Genomic DNA, 21,910 nt, shown 5'->3' with positions numbered 1-21,910 from the left:
ACCTGCTTAGGTACTTAATAAAGTTGTAATTAGCAGAAAAAACGATGATTGCTCTATCTAACTATAATAATCTCACTCCAGAAGAATATCTTCAGTTTGAAGAGAAAAGTACCATTAAACACGAGTATATCGATGGACAAGTTTACGCCATGGCAGGGACGACGGATACTCATAATATTGTTGCGGGGAATATATACACAATTGTTCGTAATCATTTGCGTGGTTCCGATTGTCGGGTTTATTTTGCCGATGTGAAAGTCAGATTAGAGAAGCGCAATCACTTTTATTATCCTGATATTATTGTCACCTGTGATGACAGAGATAGAGAAACTGCTACCTACAAAAGTTTTCCTAAATTGATTATCGAAGTTCTCTCCGATTCTACAGAAGCTTTTGACAGGGGGGATAAATTTAATGATTATCAAACTCTAGAAAGTTTAGAGGAATATGTCTTAGTCAATAGTAAACACCAACGAGTAGAAACTTTTCGACGGGGTGAACAGGATTTATGGATTCTGCAAACCTATCAGCAAGAAAGTTTTAGTTTACAGAGTATTAATATGACGGCATCTTTTCGGGATTTATACGAGGATGTCACCCTAGAAACGGTTAATGATACTCCCCAAATTCCTTAAAAACCATGATTGCTTTATCTAACTATAATAATCTCACCCCAGAAGAATATCTTCAGTTTGAAGAAAAAAGTCCCATTAAACATGAATATATCGATGGACAAGTTTACGCCATGGCAGGGACAACGGATACTCATAATATTATCGGACTCAATTTCACTTTTATCATTCGTAATCATTTGCGGGGTTCCAATTGTCGGGTTTATTTTGCTGATGTGAAAGTCAGATTAGAGAAGCGCAATCACTTTTATTATCCTGATATTATTGTCACCTGTGATGACAGAGATAGAGAAACTGCTACCTACAAAAGTTTTCCTAAATTGATTATTGAAGTTCTCTCCGATTCCACAGAAGCTTTTGACAGGGGTGATAAATTTAATGATTATCAAACTCTAGAAAGTTTAGAGGAATATGTCCTAGTCAATAGTAAACACCAACGAGTAGAAACTTTTCGACGGGGTGAACAGGGTTTATGGATTCTGCAAACCTATCAGCAAGAAAGTTTTAGTTTGCAGAGTATTAATCTGACGGCATCTTTTCGGGATTTATACGAGGATGTCACCCTCTAGGGAATGAAAAATCATTAAGGTACAACCTCAAAAGGTTGATTTCCATACCGTTTAGTCTTTATCATCTAAAATATTTGTAAAAACTTCTTCTACTCGCTCAGATAAATCTGATGGCTGAAAATAAACTCGTCCAACTCGTCCTTTTAATTTTTGGTCTAGAGTTTCTGGAGTGGAAGAATTGGAAGATTGATTAGGTAGAATGGTCAATCTCACTCGCTGACCAGCTAATTTAGCACTATGCTGTAAAATTTCTTCCCAAGTCCCCTCTAAAGTGTTTTGTTCCATAGATATTGATTTGAATTTCGTTCTTTCCTCAGTGTAACAAGCAAAAGATAAAAAAACAAATTTCTAGATTTTTTTGCCTTATTGTTTTTTACCGGGGGGAATAAAACGGATTTCAATTCTGCGTCTGCTTGCATCTGCGTCACGATTAACCGCAGCTAATTTACCCGAGGGTAGGTATAACTGTCCTGCGGAAAAAGCTCGAAATTTGACGTTTTTGAGTTTACCTGTGTTTTCGATTTCTTGGACGACTGCTAAAGCGCGCATTAATCCTAAATCAGTGTTAGAACCGGGTACTAGCATTTTAACAGATTGTTTTCTGCTGGCAACCGATTCGATATTTTTATCGAGATTACTTGTCTTTTGTATTCCCTGTCCGTCGGTGTGTCCAATTACTTGAATAAAGTCGATTTCTCTGTCTTTGGTAATGGTTTCGATAGCAGGAATAATGCGCTGACGAATATAGGTTTTTAAAGCTGGGTTTAATTGGGCACTTCCCGACTGAAATTTAAATTTTCCTGATTTTTCATCGATAACTATGGGGGTTGCTGTTTGCAGTTTTCGGTTAGCTTCCTCCAGTTTGCTGATGAGATTATAGGACTGAAAAAGTGCCAAGAGGAGAAATAAACTCAGAATCATGAAAGCATTGGACATTAAATCGGTAAATGCGGGATAAACATCCACCGATTTATCTTCATCTCGGTAGTAGGTACGTCTAGACATAATTGCTTAGAATTTGTTAGTGAAGTTATCAAATATGGTGTTAATGTCATCCTGAACATTTTTTTGAGTAGGATTAGGGATTGTCTCAAAAAGTTTTTCTATCTTATCCTTTAAGTTAGAAAATTCAGACTGAACATTTTTTTGAGCAGGATTAGGGATTGTCTCAAAAAGTTCTTCTATCTCATCCTTTAAGTTAGAAAATTCAGAACGCATATCGTTAATTTTCTCCAGTTCTGCTAAACATTTTTGAATTTCTCCATAGATGTGTTCAATCATTTTCTGATTCGATTTATTTTCCTTAGCGATAACTTTCTCTAACTTATCTCGCAAAGATTCTAAGTTAGCAGTTAATTGACTGGTGTTGGTGTTCACTGAATTAATTACTTGAGAAAAATCTGATTTAAGGCTGCCAAATTGATTGGCTGTTTTCTCAATAGATTGGGAAACTGCTTTTAATTGTTCTGAGTTCTTAGTTAATTTATCATCAACTACCATCCCTAAGTTATTGCTTAAAAGGTTTAACTCAGACTGTAAGCTTTCCTTGACTTGAGTAAGTTGCTCTGTCACTGTACCAATTAACTGAGACAAGTTAGCATTAGTCACCTCTGGATTATTACTAGAGCGCTCAATGCCATGGGAAGCAGTGAGGATTTTATCGGAGGTTTGGGATAGTCTTTGCTCAAGACGATTGATAAGTTGATTGCCTAATTGTTTCGACTCGGAGTTAAAACTGTCTTGATAGGTTTTCACGGTTTCGATTAATTTTACTAATTCTCCTTGAATGTTGGATAACTTTTCTTGTTCGGTGACTGAGCGTTGCTGATTTTGTTCTAGGATTTTCTCAGAGACTTGAGTAACTTGCTCTGTCACTGTATCAATTAACCGAGACAAGTTAGCATTAGTCACATCGAGATTATTACTAGAGCGCTCAATCCCATGGGAAGCAGTGAGAATTTTATCGGAGGTTTGGGAGAGTCTTTCATCGAGACGATTGATAAGTTGGTTTCCTAATTGTTTCGACTCGGAGTTAAAACTGTCTTGATAGGTTTTCACAGTTTCGATTAATTTTACTAATTCTCCCTGGATGTTAGATAACTTTTCTTGTTCGGTGACTGATCGTTGCTGATTTTGTTCTAGGATTGTCTCAGATTTTTGATTCAAGTCAGTAATTTTTATTCCTAACTCAACCATAGTTGTCATTGAACGCTGGAAGTCTTGAGTTAAAGAAGCTAGAGATTGAGTTGATTGGTTTAAATCTGTAGTAGAATTGGCAAACTGTTGATGAGCAGTCATTAAATCTGCGGTTGCTTGCACTAACTTATCGGCAAATTGACTACTTTCGATTTTTTCGGAAGCTTCCAGAAAACCTACCGCACTATTTTGTAATTTTTGAGAAGATTCTTGGATATTTAAATACACTTGTTCTGCTAAATCGTTAGCTCTTTTATTACTGCTGATAATCTCCCCGATATTCTGCTCTAGTAGTGCAGTGGATTGAGAAAATCTCCCTTGAGTTTCTGCTAAACTAGCGGTAAACCTTTCGATATTACCAGAGAAGTTACTTTTTTCAATTAACTCTGACGCTTGTTTAAAAAGCAGTACACTATTTTTTAGTTCCTGAGAGGATTGTGTAAACTCTCGGTTTGCTTGCGTGATAATTGGTACTTGCTGGTTAAGTTCAAAAGCTGAACGCTGAAAAGTCGTCGCACCGGTAGATAAAGTTCCTGCGGTTTCAGTTAATCTTTCACAAACCTGGGTGACTAACTTAGCTGTTTCCTGATTACCATCAGCAATTTCTTTAGCAACTTTTCCTAAAGAAGATTCTAATACTCTCGTCACCTCGGTATGAAAGTTAGTCAGAAATGCTTGCTGTTTATCCACCATGCTATCAACCGCTTTATTCAAGCGACTATTCCCTTCTACAGTCGGCTGCAAGATGTTATCTAAATAGTCTTCTAGGGAACTAATTAGATTTACTTTAGCAAGGTGGGTATTAAAGATTAAGTTAATCACAGTCAGTAAAGAACTACAAGCTAAACCAATTAAGCTAGTGATAAAAGCAATCCCCATACTTTCTAGGGGAGTTTTGAGCTTTTCTCCTAAACTTTGCACATCGACATTATTGATATCGATAAGTGTGCTGATTCCCGTCAGATTGAGAGTAATTCCGAGGAAAGTTCCCAACAAACCAAAAGCGAGGAGGAGATTGGGTAAGACTCTTACAAAATAATCCCATTTCTCGCAGCTAAGAGATTTAGACATGAAAGTAAATTGTTCTTCATGGTATAAACCATCTACCAAAGCTGCGGTATTAACATCATCTAGTTGACTACTGGCTATCTTAAATCTATTCTCTAGATTAGAGATAATTTTAGGTTGAACCCCGCGACTTTCTCCCCGAATTAAGCGCTTGACTTTTACAGTTGACTCTTGGAGATGTTTATAGAGAGCAATCCGGATTCCCAGAGTTAAGACGGTGGGAAAAATAACCAAGACTAGAGTTAAAACAATCAGATAGGGGGGAAAAAGGTTAAGTAATGCCATGATAGTTATTGGATACCTCGAATTGTGGTTGATAGAGAGAGTTAGGGGGTGAATGTTTCCTCAGATAGCTGGGGAAACATTATTAAGATTGATTAATTTGACCATTCATCAGTAGTGCTAACCTCTGGGGGTAAACTGGGTTGACTACTGTTATTATTTGTTCCCAGTAAAGTTTGTTGCTTTTGCTGTTGTTTGTCGAGTTTTTTCTGTTCAGCAGCACGTTTTTCTAGTTCCATTTTCAGTTGATTAACAAAACGGGTGATAATTCCTTCTTTTGCCTCCTGTCGAGTATTTCCATCTTGTCCAGCTACCTTATCTTTGTAGCGATAATTGGGGTGATAGGAGGGTAAATTTTTGACATTGTTGACAAAATAGCTGACGTTCTGGAAATAATCACCCTCGTTAGTAAATAATAGAGGAGGATTAGCCAAAATCTCATTTTTTGCCTGATTAAGCAGTATCTGTAAAGCATTAATCATGTCCTTACGAGATGCAAATTGTTCTAAAGCAAGTCGCCAATTACCGCTAATATCGATAATGGACTTATTGTTAAATAAATCGCCTTCGATGACTAATTGATAAGTATCATCTTCCTCATCGTATTCTAGTAAACCGAGAGCAATTGCGGGATAGAAAATAAACTCTAATTCCTCAATTAATTTCGCAGGTGGTGGGATAATATCAGCAAAATCTATCCTGTAATCATTGTGTAAAATGCTTATTCTCTTTTGGTCTTGATAGATTTTTTGTAACCCAGATAAATCAGTAATGATTCTTAGGGGAAACCCACCAAATTCGTAGGTAATTAGGATTTCTTCGTCCGTTTGAATTGATTTAAAAGAAGTACCCCGATTAATATTTAAATCAGATTCGAGAGTCTTCAGGAATCTTTGCATGGTGGGTGAATTATCATCCTTAGTCCCAATTAGTAATGCTTTATCTGGTTCCAAGCGATAGTAAGCATCATTAACATTTATGGGTAACATTAAATCAGCTTCTCGCAGAATTTGCGCCAAGCGTTCAGGAAAATCATGGGGTTTATATTGACCCATAAATCGCTTAATTACTGCATCAATCTTATTAGTGCTTACTGATTGAAACTGTTTCTCAATTGTTGCTGTTAGGGTCTCTTTGAGAGTCTCATTATCAATAACAAAGGATTGGCTAAATAAACTGAATAAGGAAGCATTATAGCCTAAATTATTAGTGACTTTTTGGCTAACGGAAATGTATTGAGTTCGGGAGTTACTGTCAGGGATACAGTTATCAATATTCTCCTCTGGGAAAATACCTTCCCCAGTCATCTCGTCGAGATTTAACTGCATTAACTCCTGTTCGTATTTATCGTATTCTGTGATTAGCTGATATAGGGATTCTTTCAGTTGTTGTATCTGCAGTATTCGACTAGAAATATGCTTGAGAATCGCTTCAACAATCTTTCTGGATTCCCCATTGATGCTGAAATTAAAGTTCTGCTGAATTAATTTTTGTCCGCTTTGAACGTAGTCTCTTAACTCGGCCTTGATTCTCTCACTATTGGCATTTTTATTAAACATCTTGAAGACAGACTTTTTCCCGTTTATATCTTCGAGAGTTTGTTTAACATTTCGCCAAATGTTATCAATTTTTTCCGAGGAATGAAACCCTTTATTATCCTGAGATAATTCCTCTAGATTCCCCTTGTAGGTATTAATCTGTACTTGTAAAGCGACCAAAAAAGATAGGCTATTTTCCAAAGAAAATTCTAAGCTATCAGGATTAAGAAGAATCTCCAAAAATTGGTCAATATCTGACTTAAATTTTTCGATTAACTTGGGTTGCGTTTGTTGGGTCAGAGTTAACCAGATTCCGCGACTGCTATCTGTTTCTCCCCCTTGTACTTTGCGAAACTCTTTTTCTAGGGATTGCTTGACGGTTTGGGGTAAATTCTCCAAATCTTGACTATTGGATATTTCTTCCTCTAGGGAATTTTTCCAAGAGGTTAAAGTCTTAGAAAAAGTTTTATTATTCTCTAGGGTTGCTTCTTCCAATCTGGCAGTAAAATCATCCTTATTACTTTGAGTACTCCAATTAGCTAGGAACTTACTTAATAACTCTTGTCCACTGGGACTTTGACCATATCCCTCTAACCAAAATTTGATTAATTTGAGACTAAAACGATTGAGACCAATCTGCACAATTCGGTCGCGAGTAAAATAAATCCTCGCTAGTCCAAAGGAGATATAACCTTGACACATCTGAAAAGGATGATTATCTTTACGAATCATCGGGTCTTTATAGTTATCCCGATTGCTTTTGATGTGAGGAGATAACTCATCGGCAAAATCCAAGAAAATCTTGTAAGCAATGACGTTACATAATTTACCTTTGTTATTAATCCGGTAATCTCCCGCAGTGCGATTAGAAACTAAGTAGGCAAAATCAAAAGGAGAACGTTTTTCATCGATGTTGACGAAATTTTGTTTATCATAACAGACTTGAAAGGAATTACTTTCATTGGTATAATGGTCTAACTCTTTCAAAGCTGCATAGGTATTAGCTCTCATAATTGCCCCATCACCATAAAGTTTAGGACTAATTATTAAATAACCAAAGGATGTATATTCGGCGGTTTGTTGTAAAATATGACGCAAAGTATAGGCCACATCGAGGAAAATACCGCTACCAGTTCCCCCACACAAAGAACCGACAACAAAGACATTTAAACCCTCTTGGACATTAAAACTTTGACCATTAACTTTACCGCTAAACATAAAGGGTTCATGACCAGAAGTTCGTCTTTCCGCTGCTTCAATTGCCTCTTGAATTTTTGATAGTTATGGAAGAAAGCTAAACGACCGACGGGACGAATACCCCCGCACCATTTTCAATGGCAGTTATTTGTTTTTTTAGTCTTGGGTCTAACCAGCTTTCAATATGGGAAAAGGGACTTTCAAAAAGGGTTTTGTGTTCAAGTTCAAAGATTAGATTGTTAACATCCTGAGCATTCATATTAATGAATACTCTTTCGGCAGCTGATAGAAGAATTTCTTCCCCGTGATAGCTATTTCCTGTGGGTAAACCCGAACCATTGAAAGCGTTTTTGTCTGTGTCAATATGAACAAAACTGACAACGGGTAGGTTAGATAACTTCCCATACTTATCAATAATAAAGCGACGAATTCTCATTAACACATCTCGACCAGTACCACCTAATCCGATGATAACTGTCCGTTTGATAGCGCGGGTTTGACTGGTGTTAGCCATGGTTTAAATCTCCTGAGTTATTTTTTGCTAATCTGAATTTGTAGGTCGAAATCTTGATGGTTATGGTGATAGGTTAAAGTCAGGTAATTTTTATCTATCTTCACCTCCTGAGTTAGTTGATTACCTCGATAAAAAATCTCTGCTTGTTTAGTGGGTTTTAGATATAACTGATTGCCGCGTCTTTCTAAATAGCAGCGAATTTCTTCCCCATGACAAGGAATGGTATTCTTATGATATTCATCACCACCGATGTTAATTCTTTCGGATGTTTTTAAAATATATTTTTGGGTTTCATTGTCATCATCATTAGATGAGACTTTAATAGTCCAAGCAGTATTTAACCGCAACCAGTGACGAATTCCCAAAATACTCGCTACTATTCCCCCAATTCCCATTAATGTAATTACCAATGCTGGCAACCATAACTGACTCAAGAGATAAGGATTAATCAAACAGGTTTCTTGTCCTCCCGGTGCGGGAGTGCAAAACTCTTGTGCTGTGGGAGCAATATCGACAACTGATAGTTTATATTTATTGCCGTTAGTGGCAGTAATTTCTTGAGTTCTTAGATTAATTGGTAGGGAATTAAGCCAGTTTTGTCTTTCCAAACTTTCGGGAGAATTAGCAAGACGAAAAGGGCTATTTTTTGGGGTTTCTATCCACTGTTGTGAAGTAATCCCCGCGGCAGTAGAAAGGGGTGCATCGGTAATCCAAACTACCGACTGGGGTTTGATAGCTTGATTGGCAGTTAAACGACACTGATTTAAGCGTGCCAGTCGGGGATAAACGTGCCATTCTGCGCGCTGAATATCGGTATTTTTAGCACTTTGGCTAGATTGCCAAGGAATTGACTTTAAAACCGCGTCTATATCTTCCCTTCCGCGAATTAAAATCGGTTCTGTAATCGGTTGAACATTATCAGCAAAGGGGACTAAATAAACGGAATCGTTATTTTTTAAACTATCGCGAATAATTTGACCGAGGCGCGTGCGTCCTTCATCATTAAAGTTAACACTGCCGGTAAGATCGATCGCTAGGATAACATCTCGTCCCTGCCAACGAGCCACCAAATCTAATCCCAGTTTTTGCCAATCAGTAAGCGGTTCACCGGGGGATACCGTTAAACATTCAGCACTTTTCATCTAACCTCGTCCGAGAGTGAAAAATTGAGCTTATCCCTATTCTTTCGCCATTGTACTAAAAATTTAATACTTCCTAAAAGTTTTTTTCGCTTTTATTCTCGATTTGCCCTAGGTCATTGTCAATAGTAACCATAGATTAAACTAAATTTTAAAGTTCAGCTGCCCGCGCATTTAAGTGGGTGAGTGGAATTAAATATAAGATGAACGTAGGTTGGGTTGAAGCATGAAACCCAACGCCAGCATGGGTTACGCTACCGCTAACCCATCCTACAAATAATTGTGCCTCCCTACTTAAATTGCTTGTTGAGATAAGGCAAGAGGTAACAGTAAAGGGATTGGGAGAGATTCAGAGGTTAAAATGTGTCTTTTATCCTCTAACCACCTAATCCTAATTCTCGTCTGAGCAATTGAATTGATTTATCCCCAATATAATTATCACTACAGATAATTTCTGGCAGACGAATTAAATCCGATCGCACTTCATTAATCAGATTTTTAATTAAAGTATAACTCGCCTGATCACTGATAATTGTCTGGGAAGTTCGAGCTAAAACTTTTAACTTATCCGTTTCATGAATTTGGGCAGACATAACTAATAAATCATCGCCCCGTAAACTATGAATTAAAATTTCGGCCACCTTAATAATACCGGTGCTAATACTGACAATCCCCAAACGGCTATCGGTGGGTAATTTTTTGATTAATGCCAATTCCTTGCTGTAATCGTAGATATCGATGGGAATGACTCGTAGGTGAAAAGGAGCGGCAATTTCCTCCGCCACACTGATAAAATAGCGACTGGTGACAACAGTGGCAGATTTAGTATTGGCTAAAACTTGGGCTAAATCCTCCATTGCCACTAATTGGACGGGAATTTTGAGGGATTGCTCTAATTCTCTCAACATTAGTTCTCCTGCACCCAAATCGTGACGGGGAATGGTGACAAGAACCTGAGAACTACACTGCGATCGCCAATCGATTTCCGCCAGTAATAACTCGCGAATTTGCTCTAAAGTTAAACCTTGAGCGAGAAAACCAGCCAAACTCTGGCGAATTAGTCGGCCTATTTCTGGATTTTGTTCCAATAGGGGCGAACCCAATAAATTATCGTTTTCATGTCCGCGAGCCTTGACATAAATCCCCGAACCTGCTATCGATTCCACTAACCCATCGTCTTCCAGTTGTTGATAAATTTTACTTATCGTATTACGGTGTAATCCCGTGATCATAGCTAGTTGACGGGTACTAGGTAAACGATGGCCCGGGGGATACTGACGAGAGGCGATAGCGAAGCGAATTTGGTCAAATAATTGCTTAGAGGCGGGTATTTCACTGTCGGGCTGGATTTGGAACTGCATCGGATCACTTCGCTCACAAACTACTTTCGCTGATGCCCATTCTATCATTAGACCTCCGGCAACAATCGGATATCTTCCCCGATCTGAGGGGTCTTCGAGGCAGTATTCAGGAGCCAGAAGCAGCAAACACCAAAATATTATTTATTTAAACTAGAAAAGCTACTTTTTTACTTAAAAATAGTTAAAACAATCATTTTAATCCGTCCCCGAAATCCCACTCATGCGGTAGATAGTCATACCAAATCCGTTTTTAATAGTGTGATTAACTCTCAAGTTATGAATTGTTTCTCCCCACACCCCACTTCCCTATCACCCCATTTCCCCCCGCAACGCGCACGCAGTGACCCCCCGACTATACTATACTTTTTGAACAGGATTTAGTATCAACAGCTGATTAAGGGGATTGATCCTCGTGGAGAAGTTTTAAGCGATCGCTCAAGGTTTTGGTTAAGCGGACAGTTTCCCGTTTTAGCGAATTTTGTTGATAATCAAGCACATTAATCCCTTGACCGATGTTTACTGTCGCTTCGCTTCCCCATCCAGGGTAAGGCTGATTATAACTAATGCTTACCGGCAAAATCTTGATATCTGCATCGGGTTTCATGGTCTTAACTTCCAACGCGATCCGCGCTACCCCCGGTTTAAGAGGATGAACCACTCGATCGCGACAGATACCCCCTTCCGGAAAAATCGCCACCATTTCCCCCGCGGCCAAAAGTTCGACACTATGGATCAGACTACCCATACCGGGGTGATCGGTGTTGACGGGAAAACCCCCCAAACGTCGGATAAACCAACCTTGTACCCCTTTCATCTCGTTAGCGGAAACCATAAAGCGCAAATCGCGTCTAGTAACTAAGCGTCCCACTGCGTAGGGTAAAATCAGCGCATCCCAACGGGAACGATGGGTAGGTGCAAGGATGACACCCCCCGTTAGGGGAATATTTTCCTGGCCCGTAACCGTTATTTTGCTGAAAAAAGCTGGTAAAACCAGATAATTTCCCAGAAAATAACAAAAGCGAATTAAACAGGGATTAATTCGGGAATTGACAGCAGGAATTTTTCTAATGGTGAGGGACTCGTCAACGATAGTGCTTTGAGACATCCGAAGTGTTAGGAAAGATCGAGACTTTCTGACCACTTCCACTTTAGTGCAGTTGTCTGGGGGTCGCTATCTTGTCCTGACCAGTTCGGCAATTGTCTTGAGGGATTAATGGTTAGGATTGGGGTTGTACTCCCGCTCCTACCGGTGCGATCGAGTTTAATTGCAAAGAGGGATGATCTTCTTTGACTTGCTGTAAATTCCACTCATTTTTGAATAATAAGACGGGACGACCCCAATAATCTTTGACGGTTAAAGTATTAAAGAGTTTACCTGCTTTTTCCAAAGCGGCCCAACCCCCGGCGACCCAACGGGCTAAACTATAGGCTAGGGGTTCGAGGGTAGTTTCGACTCCGTACTCGCTTAAAAGACGGAATTGCACCACTTCAAACTGTAATTGACCGACGGCGGCTAAAATCGGGTCGCGTTTAAATTCATCGATCGAGGATAATATCTGTACGGCCCCTTCTTCCTGCAATTCCGAGACTCCTTTTTGAAACTGTTTGAACTTGGAAGGGTTAGGATTTCTGAGATAGGCGAATAATTCCGGAGAAAAACAGGGAATCCCTTCGTATTCGAGCTTTTTACCCATATAAATCGTATCACCGATCGCAAAGACCCCGGGGTTATTCAATCCGATCACATCTCCGGGATAAGCTTCTTCAATAACTGCCCGATCTTGGGCAAAAAGTTTCTGAGGACGGGATAAACGGATAGTTTTACCAGTTCTAGCGTGGTTTACTACCATATCCTTCTCAAATTTCCCCGTACATACCCGCACAAAGGCTACCCTGTCCCGATGTTTGGGGTCCATGTTTGCTTGCAGTTTGAAGACAAAACCGGTGAAATCGGGATAGGTGGGATCAAGGACTCCTAGGGAGGAATTGCGTCCTCTGGGTAGTAATCCATAGTCGAGGAAGGATTCTAGGAATAATTTCACCCCAAAATTGGTCATCGCGCTACCAAAAAAGATCGGGGTCATTTCTCCTGCGTGGACTGCTGGCAAATCCAATTCCGCACCCAATTCCGAGAGCAGTTCTATATCCTCTTTTAACTGGTAATACAGGTCTTTTTCGAGATAATCCTCAATTTTGGGGTCGCCAAGCTCGATCACGGTTTCCTGCGCCTCCTGAGAGCCGTGGGAGCGACGTTCAAACAGGTGTATGGTCTGGGTGGCTCGATCGAAGACTCCCCGAAAGCGATCGCCAATTCCGATCGGCCAATTGACGGGATAGGTCTGTAATCCTAATTCTCGCTCGATTTCGTCCAATAAGTCCAGGGGTTCGCGGCCGGGGCGATCCATTTTGTTAACAAAGGTGAAGATGGGTAACTGACGCAGTTTGCACACTTCAAAGAGTTTTCTGGTTTGCGGTTCCAAACCTTTGGCTGCGTCGATTAACATCACCGCATTATCGGCAGCGGCTAGGGTACGATAGGTATCTTCGCTAAAATCTTGGTGGCCGGGAGTATCGAGGAGATTAATCTGAAAATCACGATAATCGAACTGTAAAACCGTGGAAGTAATCGAAATTCCCCGTTGTTTTTCCATTTCCATCCAGTCGGAGGTGGCTTTGCGTTGGTCGCGTCTTGCTTTGACTGCACCCGCTTGATGGATTGCACCCCCGTATAGTAACAGTTTTTCGGTCAGGGTGGTCTTTCCCGCGTCAGGGTGGGAGATAATGGCAAAATTTCGCCGTTTTTCCAAGACAGCTTCGCCGGTTTCTAGTTCTTTTTCAATTTCGGTCGTCATTCTAATTTCGATCGCTTTCCTATCTTTCTATTCTAGTTTAAGTGGGGAGTTAATCCGCTCAAAAAATCGATCGCTCCGGGAAAAGTCATTAAAAAAAGTCTATGCTAGGATAATTTACAATCCACAACTGATAGTGTTATGAGTGATAATACCAAACAAATTTATAACTACACCGTTATTCTAGAAAAAGAGTCAGACGGTGGTTATCACGCTTTTTGTCCTGCGCTTCAAGGTTGTCATTCTCAAGGAGACACTTTTGAAGAAACGATTGTCAATATTACAGAAGCTATGGAATTGTACCTCGAAAGTTTGATAGCTGATCATCAACCCATTCCCAAAGAAGATTTGATTTTTAAGCCTTTAAATATTTTAATATGAGTCAGTATCCCGCAGTTAAAGTCAAGGAGTTTATTAAAGTTATTGAAAAATTGGGCTTTTATTTGGATCGTCAAAAAGGTAGCCATGCTATTTACAAAAATAGTGGTGGATGTAGGGTTGTGATCCCTATTCATTCAGGAAAAGATATTAAGCAAGGTACTCTCATGGGTATGATTCAAGATATTGGTCTTGATAAAGAAACATTTTTCGAGTTGTTACGAAAATAAGAGTTAAAAGATAGTTGAAGCGATAGCAGCAATTGTACTTTCAGAGGAACGAACCAATGTTTTAGACAAAATGTAAATTATAATCTGCAAAATGTGAATTATAATCTGTAGAAATGTCTCATACACTTTCTTGATAATTGATCTGTGGCACAAAAAGAATCCTTAGATATCAAACATCGTTTTGGTAAAGCTATCAGAAGACGCAGAAGAGAACTTGACTTATCTCAAGAAATCTTAGCTGAAAAAGCGGAACTGCACCGAACTTATATTTCCAGTATTGAACTTGGTAAGTGTAATGTATCTTTAGAAAATATCGAAAAGTTAGCCAAAGCACTTGATATATCTATTGCTGATCTTTTTGCTGATCTATAAATTTGATTAATTGCAATTCAGTATGGATAATAACCAGTTAGTGATAGAAATTCAAAAGCTAATTAAAAACTCAATAGAAAACTATTTTAAAAAACCCAAACCTAGGAATCATCATATTTTAGATTATTTATTTCCAGAGGAGAGACAGATTAGTTCTGTGATGACTGGACTAACGACAAGCATGGGAACTACTTTCTGGGAAAAATTAGCAAACTTTTTAGCCAAAGATAATGGATTTCGTATTTTATATAAGCAGGATAAAAAACTTTTACAACCTAGTCCATTTCCTCAAGACTTAAGAAGTGAACTCGATAATTTAAAAAGTCTCAGAAAATCGAAAGAACAAAAAATATCCATGACAGAGTGCATTGAAAGACTTAGAGTAGTAGCTAAGAAAATAAATAGGAATAACCTCAATTATATCGATCCTCCTTCTGGTCATGGAGTAGATATTTATTTAATCAAAGACAACATTGAGTATGTGTTTGATTTAAAAGCTACACATCCCAATAGGGGAGATGGCTCTAGATTTAGCGACCAGTTGTTAGATTGGTATTGTTATCGGCTGTCCCGTGAACCTTTAGCAAGTATTCACACAAGAATTGTTATTCCTTTTAATCCTTTCTTACCTCAAACATGGTGGCAATCACAGGGAAATAAAATGTATCCTCTAGAGGAACATCATGATATATGGGTTGAAAATGAATTTTGGGATTTTTGTTCTGGTAAAATCAATACTTGGTCATTAATTAAAGAAGCTTTTATTGATCTTCAAAAAGATCAAGCATTTATCAACAAGTATAGACAAAAGTTTCGTAATTATCTAGATAATTAATTTGGTAAAATTATTTCTAGTAAATTTCTTGCTACTGCCTCCACCACTGGTACAGGAACAGCGTTTCCGAATTGTTTTTTAGCGATAGCCGGCTGTGGATGATAGATAAAATTATCGGGGAATCCTTGTAATTTACGCGCATCTTGGGGAGTAATTTCTCGAAACTTTTTGGGTTTATAGATTTTCTTTAAAAACAATTGTTTGTATTCTTGGGGATGAGTAGCGGTAATTGAAATAGTAGCAATATAATCTTTAGCACCCGTAGCGGTTAGGGTAGGAATAATATCGGCCGTCGGTAAAATAATCCGATAAATGCCGTTAATTCCCGTCATATTTTTCGAGTTAATAAATTCATACTTCCCCTCCTGCGTTTGCCAACAAATCCCCAGAGAAACTAACTGATTTAGTTCCTCGATTTTTAGATCGGGTATAATTTCCAAAAAAGCAGAAAAAGCCACGGGATGACCATCTTTTTCGCCATACTTTTTACTGCGTCTTAATTTCAGCAAAGCTAAACAGATACTTTTTTGTCGTTCCGTAGTTTTGATAATATCCCAAGAATGAATAGTTGTGTGACCATTTCTTAAATCAGAAAAAATAAAAAAGTCATTTAATTCATCTTCTTTTTGAAAACGAGTTCTCGATGGAGGAACAAAACCATTAAATAAAGTATCTGCGGATAACTTGACTTTCTCGACGGGTTGAATATTCTTGATGTCTTCTAAAATATCTAAAACCTTCGGATGGATACCCAAAGGTAAAGGAAATTTAAACCGATCATAGTTGTCTATATCTTTTCTAATTCCTACGATAAAAACTCTCTCGCGATTCTGGGGTAAACCAAAATCGTAGGCATTTAATAACTGCCAGTAAACTTGATAACCACAGCTGGTTAATTCATCGATAATTAACTCTAAATTCTCCTGATTGCGAGGACTAGCTAACCCACTGACATTCTCGAAAATAAAGCTTTTCGGTTGACTTTTCTGGACTAATTTAATCGCATCAAACCAGAGTTTTCCCCGGGGGTCCTCAAATCCCCGTAAACATCCCGCCACCGACCAAGGTTGACAGGGAACGCCGCCGACAATAAGATCGAGATTATCGGGTAAATTGCTAATTTTACTCACATCTCCGAAAGCAATTTCATCGCTGTTGAGATAGCTAATAAAATTTTGTTGATAAACTTGGATGGCCTGTTTATCAATTTCTGAATAGCCTAAACAACGTCCTCCCAATTTCTCCAAAGCGATTCTAAACCCACCGATTCCCGCGAATAAATCGATAAAACGATACTGGGGATGGGTGATAACTAGATGTAGGGGTAATTGGGTTTGTGTGCTGACTTTAACTGTGGTTTTCAAGGGTCAATAATTCCTTTTCACCGTCTGGGAAGATGCCTATCTGTATTAATTATTTTAGTATAACTTAAGAGTTTTTTTTCGGTATTTTCAGCCGATCGAGGCACGACAATAATAGACCTCTAACCCACATTCCGCACTTCCAATTGTAGTAAGCTGTACTGAATTTAAACTGCGGATTGAAAATTTTAGTACAAATGCTCAAACTTCCTCTCCCTGCTCCCTTCTCCCTTGCAGCCTTAACGAGCAATTTAGATAGTCAACAGCTTATGACTGGTAGCATATAAAATGAAAATAACTTAAGTATTTATACTTATGCTCTTCGGGCAGAAAAAGTGAGAAACTAAAAAAGTTCTCAAAAAATATTCAAGTCAAGAAAAATGTCAAAGATAGAAGTAAAAAATCTAGACCACTTTTGTTCTAGAGCGAAAACAATTGACAAAAATAGCCGAATGTCTTTCTCTATAAGGGTTTCATCCCTCGAACCAATTTTTGCTTCCAAGCCAGCTAAACAAGATTTCTTTGACCGAATTTGGTTCTCTCGCATCCGTGTCTTAACCTGTCGGTGATTCACCAAGATGTGTCAGGCAGTCAGATAAAAAACTTGTTTCTGGGCGGGGAATCCCTACAATAGGAAACAGGATAATTAGTAGTAGATGAAAACCGATGGGTCAGTTTTTTAAACAAACTTTCGCTAGTTGCTTGGGAACTTTATTGGGATTATTGGTATTTTCGTCCCTAGGTGTGGGGGGATTAGCATTTTTACTGCTTTCTTTCCTGATTTCTAGCGATAGCTCCTCAGTTAAGGAAAAATCAGTCTTAGTTTTTAACTTAGCCACCAATATCAGCGATGCTCCCCCTAGTTCAAGTTTAGCCGATAGTTTGACCAGTGAGAGTCGGATCACTTTAAATTTGCGACAGGTGATAGCGGCGATCGAAAAGGCCGCCCTTGATGATAGTATTGTCGGTCTGTTACTCTACGGTCGCGGCACTGTCGGTGAATATGGCTATGCTACCCTGACGGAAGTGCGGCAAGCTTTGGCAAAATTTCGCCAATCGGGTAAAAAAATTATCGCCTACGATGTGGAATGGACGGAAAAGGAATATTATCTCGCTTCCGTTGCTGAAAAGGTGATTATTAATCCCGTGGGGAGAATGGAAATTAATGGTTTAAGTAGTCAACAAACCTTTTTTGCCGATGCACTAGAAAAATATGGTGTGGGGGTACAAGTGGTAAAAGTGGGTTCTTTTAAAGGTGCGGTGGAACCCTATACGCGTCAGGATTTAAGTGTCCAGAATCGTCAGCAGCTGCAAACCCTACTCGATACAATTTGGTCTAATTATAGTTCCACAGTGGCCAAAAGTCGCAATTTAACACCCCAACAGGTGCAAACTATTTCTGATACTCAAGGTATTCTGGAAGCAACCACAGCGAAAAAGGCGGGTTTTGTTGATGAAGTGGCCCATTTAGATCGAGTAATTGCTTTAGCAAAGGATTTGACAGGAGAAGCAAAAAATAAAACTAATCAGGAGGAAAACTCTGGCTCCTTTTCGCAAATTTCTTTAGCTAATTATGCTAGTTCTCTCGATGATGATGGGGGAGATAGTAGCGATCAAATAGCGATAGTTTATGCAGAAGGGACAATCGTAGAAGGTCAGGGAGATAGAGGCGAAATCGGTGGGGATAAATTGGCGAAGGAATTGCGAAAATTACAAGGGAAGGAGGAGGTAAAAGCGGTAGTTTTGAGAATTAATAGTCCGGGGGGAAGTGCCACCGCTTCCGAGGTGATTCTGCGAGAAATTAAGCGTTTAGATGCGAAAAAACCGGTAATTATTTCTATGGGTGATGTGGCAGCTTCTGGGGGTTATTGGATTGCGATGGGTGGTCAAAGAATTTTTGCCGATAATGATACAATTACTGGTTCGATCGGTGTGTTTGGATTGTTGTTAAATATCCAGAAGATTGCTAATAATAATGGCATCGATTGGGATACGGTTAAAACTGGAAAATTGTCCGATATATCTACTATTACCAGACCGAAAAATCCCCAAGAATTAGAAATTTATCAAGCGGCAGTTAATCAGTTCTATGATTTATTTATCGAGACGGTAGCCAAGGGGCGAAAATTATCCCCAGACAAGGTTAGAACTGTGGCCCAAGGTCGTGTCTGGACGGGAAAAGATGCGGTTAAAATTGGTTTAGTTGATCAAATTGGTGGTCTAGAAGTGGCAGTACAATACGCAGCCAAAACAGCTAAATTAGGGGATGATTGGAGTCTTAAAGAATATCCTCGCTCGCAAAGTTGGCAAGAAGAACTCCTCTCTAATTTCTTGCAAACCTATCTTCCTCCTCTCACTAAAAATAATCACCCTTTGACGCAGGAATGGCAAAATTTTCAGCAGGAATTATTGAAGTTACCTACATTTAACGATACCCATAGTGTTTATGCTAAGTTACTTTTTAATCTCGATTTTCGCTGATACTTAGGTAAAAATAATGCTCTCTAATTCTGAAATTCTTTGACAAAAATTTCTATGAATCGCCCTAATAGCGTTATTCTTGGTTTAGCCTATATTTTGGGATTATTATCTACAGGTCTGCTAGATTTTAGTCCCCAGTTAAACCGATGGCAAGAAGTGGTAATTAGAATTGTTATTATCAGTCTAATTACCCTGTTAACCACAACTTTTATCCGTCGTTTTTGGTGGCAAAGTCCCCCGCAAAAAATTTGGCTGATAGCGGGATTAATAGCTATCTTTGCCGTTGTTTATCTAGAAATTCGCACTCCTTACCCCAGCGCAAACGATATCAGTCATCTTTTAAAAAATAATGTGGTTAACTCTATTAAAATCACGGGCAGTATTATATCAGAAATTCGTCTCAATCGCCGAGAAAATTTACAATTTTGGTTAGAAGTAAAGGAATTTAGCCTCAATAATTTACCAAAGGAAAAATCCACAGGTAAACTCTACGTTACTCTACCAAATCTAGCAGAAAATCAGGTTTATCCCGGACAAGAAATAACAGTTAAAGGATTACTCTATCGTCCCCGTCGTGCCAATAATCCCAATGCTTTTGACTTTGCTAATTATCTAGCGCGTCAGGGTGCTTTTGCTGGTTTAAAAGGGGAAATAATTATCAATAAAAAATCACCGACTTGGGGAGTTTGGCAGATTCGTCAGCGCATTGTTGAGGCACAAATTCAAGGAATAGGCCAAGAAAAAGGCACTTTATTAAGTTCGATTACCCTCGGACGACAAGCGGTTAATTTGCCAGCAAAAATCACTGATTTATTTATTAAAACTGGATTGGCTCACATTTTAGCAGCTTCTGGCTTTCATGTGTCTATTTTGTTGGGATTTGTTTTAACTGTTACTCGCAATTTATCCCCTAAAAAACAGTTCACTATTGCCGTTACTATCTTAATAATTTACGGCACTTTAACAGGGTTACAACCTTCAGTTCTGCGGGCGATTTTGATGGGAATTGGCGCATTAATTGGTCTGCTTTATAATCGACAAGTTAATAGTTTAGGTTCCCTGTTACTAGCGGCTACAATTCTATTATTATGGCAACCTCTCTGGATTTGGGATTTAGGATTTCAGTTAAGTTTTTTAGCGACTTTGGGATTAATTATTACCGTTCCCTTACTGAAAAATAAAATTGACTATTTCCCTAATTTAATCGCTGAACCTATAGCTATTAGTCTAGCTGCCACTCTCTGGACTATGCCTTTATTAATGTTTACGTTTAACTCGATCGCTCTTTATAATATCCCCATTAATATTATCACAACTCCCCTAGTTACCCTGATTAGTTTAGGAGGAGTTTTTACTGCCTTTTTAGGCTTAATTTATCCCCCTTTGGGCAGTATCGGTGCTAGTATTCTCTATTACCCTCTAGAGTTATTACTGCAAATTACCAACTTTTTTAGTCTGCTTCCTTTTAGTACCTACTCCACAGGTAAATTATCCTTAGGAGTGATGTTAATTATTTATATTTGCCTTACCTTAATCTGCTTTAATATCTGGTTTCGTCAACGGTGGCATTTAATCGGTTTATTTATCCTCACTTTAATTTTAATACCGATTATTTATCAGCATTTAACTTTAACTCAGGTGACAGTTTTAGCCACCAAATCGCAACCGGTAATAATTATTCAAAATCGAGGAAATACTCTCTTAATTAATGGGGAGGAACCCGCAACAGCACGTTATACAGTTTTGCCTTTTTTGCGACAGGAGGGAATTAATCAAATACAAGGAGCAATAACCGTCAATAATTCGGCGCAATTCTCAACTATCAGTGAGGACATACCAATCAAAAAAACTATTACTTTATCCCAGTTAGAAAAATTTAATCTCGGCGAAATTACTGGACAATTGCTCGAGAAAAATTTATTTAAATTTCAGGTAAAAAATCAATCTTGGCTCTGGATTATCAACCCGAAAAATCCCGTTAATTTATCCCAAGAATTCAGCCCCCTAGTGTTATTATGGCAGGGAAGCAATCTAGATAAACAATGGTTAGAGTCCATTCGACCTCAAACAGCGATCGCCGTCACCAACAATCTCTCCCGTAATGCCAGAAATCAACTGAGAAAGGCCCGGATTAAGACTTACTGGACGGGGAGAGATGGTGCGATTCAATGGACAGCAAAAAATGGATTTCAACCCTTTCTAATTAATGAGTGATATGTACCACCAAAACCGAACAGGGAGCATGATGTACCACATAATTACTGACACTACCTAAGATTAACTCAGATAAACCCGATCGACCGTGACGACCAACAATAATTAAATCTACCCCCTCTTGCTGGGCAACTTGACAAATTTTCTGCCCCGGATCACCGATATAATAATCAGCCCGGGCTGTGATATTATCTTCCTTAGCTCGATCGACTAAACCGTTTAACCAAGCTTGTAATTCCGCCTGCATTTCTTCGGTGATTTGTTGTTGCAAGGCGATCATATCGGGGGGATAACCACCACCATAACCGATCAGATTACCATAAATAAAAGTTTCCGTGTAGGGAGTCAAAGGTTTAGACAGACTATAAACAATTCGCAACTCACTAGCGTAGGTTTTCGCTAAGAGAATAGCCGTATTCAATACCTCTGGAGTGACATCTTGATAATCCACAGCCACGAGAATTTTATTATAGAGTTTGTTGGTATCCCGATCGACTGAGAGTGTTTCCGTATTATTCATCGAATTAACCTCCTCGATAGCAGATAAAGTCAGGGTTGAAGTTAATCTTTTTTCCCACCGGCTGCCAGCAATACCCTGGGGAAATAGCCAAAAATTGCTGAAAGCTGATGACTGATAGTTGACGCTCCCCTACCTCTAGTGTGACATTTTTCGGATGATGTAGCTAAATCCCCA

Annotated in this window: 17 protein-coding genes and 1 pseudogene; 8 read left to right on the top strand and 10 right to left on the bottom strand. The window is 38.9% G+C overall.

Annotated features, from left to right (window positions below):
* Window positions 1-44: 44 nt before the first annotated feature.
* A complete protein-coding gene (locus tag VL20_RS02730; protein ID WP_052275529.1) occupies window positions 45-635 on the top strand; it encodes a Uma2 family endonuclease in 591 nt (196 codons plus the stop codon).
* Between the two features lie 5 nt (window positions 636-640).
* Window positions 641-1,201, top strand: a complete 561-nt coding sequence (locus VL20_RS02725; RefSeq protein WP_052275528.1) for a Uma2 family endonuclease — start codon at window positions 641-643, stop codon at window positions 1,199-1,201.
* A 51-nt stretch (window positions 1,202-1,252) separates the two neighbouring features.
* Here the strand turns inward: VL20_RS02725 and VL20_RS02720 are convergent, their stop codons facing one another.
* The 8 genes and pseudogenes from VL20_RS02720 to prfC all read right to left on the bottom strand — a co-directional run bounded on the left by VL20_RS02720 (window position 1,253) and on the right by prfC (window position 13,348).
* Window positions 1,253-1,486 carry a hypothetical protein gene (locus tag VL20_RS02720; RefSeq protein ID WP_012268074.1) on the bottom strand — a complete coding sequence of 78 codons (234 nt, stop codon included), beginning with the start codon at window positions 1,484-1,486 and terminating at the stop codon, window positions 1,253-1,255.
* A 78-nt stretch (window positions 1,487-1,564) separates the two neighbouring features.
* Window positions 1,565-2,206 carry an OmpA family protein gene (locus tag VL20_RS02715; RefSeq protein WP_052275527.1) on the bottom strand — a complete coding sequence of 214 codons (642 nt, stop codon included), beginning with the start codon at window positions 2,204-2,206 and terminating at the stop codon, window positions 1,565-1,567.
* A gap of 6 nt (window positions 2,207-2,212) precedes the next feature.
* The gene (locus tag VL20_RS02705; RefSeq protein ID WP_072923736.1) at window positions 2,213-4,750 is read right to left on the bottom strand and encodes a hypothetical protein; all 2,538 of its coding nucleotides are present in this window, start codon (window positions 4,748-4,750) and stop codon (window positions 2,213-2,215) included.
* Window positions 4,751-4,842: 92 nt separating this feature from the next.
* Window positions 4,843-7,996: pseudogene (locus VL20_RS02700) on the bottom strand (tubulin-like doman-containing protein).
* Between the two features lie 17 nt (window positions 7,997-8,013).
* The gene (locus VL20_RS02695) at window positions 8,014-9,138 is read right to left on the bottom strand and encodes a vWA domain-containing protein (protein ID WP_052275526.1); all 1,125 of its coding nucleotides are present in this window, start codon (window positions 9,136-9,138) and stop codon (window positions 8,014-8,016) included.
* Between the two features lie 374 nt (window positions 9,139-9,512).
* Window positions 9,513-10,544 (bottom strand): GntR family transcriptional regulator, encoded by a 1,032-nt coding sequence (locus tag VL20_RS02690; protein WP_052278361.1) that lies wholly within the window; start codon window positions 10,542-10,544, stop codon window positions 9,513-9,515.
* A gap of 346 nt (window positions 10,545-10,890) precedes the next feature.
* Window positions 10,891-11,601 carry a lysophospholipid acyltransferase family protein gene (locus tag VL20_RS02685; RefSeq protein ID WP_052275525.1) on the bottom strand — a complete coding sequence of 237 codons (711 nt, stop codon included), beginning with the start codon at window positions 11,599-11,601 and terminating at the stop codon, window positions 10,891-10,893.
* Window positions 11,602-11,713: 112 nt separating this feature from the next.
* Window positions 11,714-13,348: a peptide chain release factor 3 gene (gene prfC, locus VL20_RS02680; protein WP_052275524.1), complete on the bottom strand. Its 1,635-nt coding sequence runs from the start codon at window positions 13,346-13,348 to the stop codon at window positions 11,714-11,716.
* Window positions 13,349-13,486: 138 nt separating this feature from the next.
* On the opposite strand from prfC, the gene VL20_RS02675 reads away from it, so the two are divergent.
* From VL20_RS02675 to VL20_RS02660, 4 genes are all read left to right on the top strand, one after another.
* Entirely contained in the window at window positions 13,487-13,726 is a 240-nt protein-coding gene (locus VL20_RS02675) for a type II toxin-antitoxin system HicB family antitoxin (RefSeq protein ID WP_002777417.1), read from the top strand.
* Window positions 13,723-13,953, top strand: a complete 231-nt coding sequence (locus tag VL20_RS02670) for a type II toxin-antitoxin system HicA family toxin (RefSeq protein ID WP_002744591.1) — start codon at window positions 13,723-13,725, stop codon at window positions 13,951-13,953. Before VL20_RS02675 ends, VL20_RS02670 begins: the two co-directional genes overlap by 4 nt.
* Before the next feature lie 144 nt (window positions 13,954-14,097).
* Window positions 14,098-14,325, top strand: a complete 228-nt coding sequence (locus VL20_RS02665) for a helix-turn-helix domain-containing protein (protein WP_008203587.1) — start codon at window positions 14,098-14,100, stop codon at window positions 14,323-14,325.
* Between the two features lie 22 nt (window positions 14,326-14,347).
* On the top strand, window positions 14,348-15,160 hold the full coding sequence (locus VL20_RS02660) for a TdeIII family type II restriction endonuclease (protein ID WP_045357158.1): 813 nt from the start codon (window positions 14,348-14,350) through the stop codon (window positions 15,158-15,160).
* On the opposite strand, the gene VL20_RS02655 is transcribed toward VL20_RS02660, so the two are convergent.
* A complete protein-coding gene (locus tag VL20_RS02655; protein ID WP_052275523.1) occupies window positions 15,157-16,524 on the bottom strand; it encodes a DNA cytosine methyltransferase in 1,368 nt (455 codons plus the stop codon). The genes VL20_RS02660 and VL20_RS02655 overlap by 4 nt on opposite strands.
* A 663-nt stretch (window positions 16,525-17,187) precedes the next feature.
* Here VL20_RS02655 and sppA point away from each other — a divergent pair.
* Window positions 17,188-19,002: a signal peptide peptidase SppA gene (gene sppA / locus VL20_RS02645; RefSeq protein WP_052275522.1), complete on the top strand. Its 1,815-nt coding sequence runs from the start codon at window positions 17,188-17,190 to the stop codon at window positions 19,000-19,002.
* Between the two features lie 54 nt (window positions 19,003-19,056).
* The gene (locus tag VL20_RS02640; RefSeq protein ID WP_052275521.1) at window positions 19,057-21,216 is read left to right on the top strand and encodes a ComEC/Rec2 family competence protein; all 2,160 of its coding nucleotides are present in this window, start codon (window positions 19,057-19,059) and stop codon (window positions 21,214-21,216) included.
* Here the strand turns inward: VL20_RS02640 and VL20_RS02635 are convergent.
* Window positions 21,206-21,736, bottom strand: a complete 531-nt coding sequence (locus VL20_RS02635; RefSeq protein ID WP_052275520.1) for a universal stress protein — start codon at window positions 21,734-21,736, stop codon at window positions 21,206-21,208. The genes VL20_RS02640 and VL20_RS02635 overlap by 11 nt on opposite strands.
* Window positions 21,737-21,910: the final 174 nt, after the last annotated feature.

It is taken from the genome of Microcystis panniformis FACHB-1757, from assembly GCF_001264245.1.
Classification (GTDB): Bacteria; Cyanobacteriota; Cyanobacteriia; order Cyanobacteriales; family Microcystaceae; genus Microcystis; species Microcystis panniformis.
Note: the sequence above shows the minus strand (reverse complement) of the source record. Positions and strands in the feature narration are given on the sequence as shown.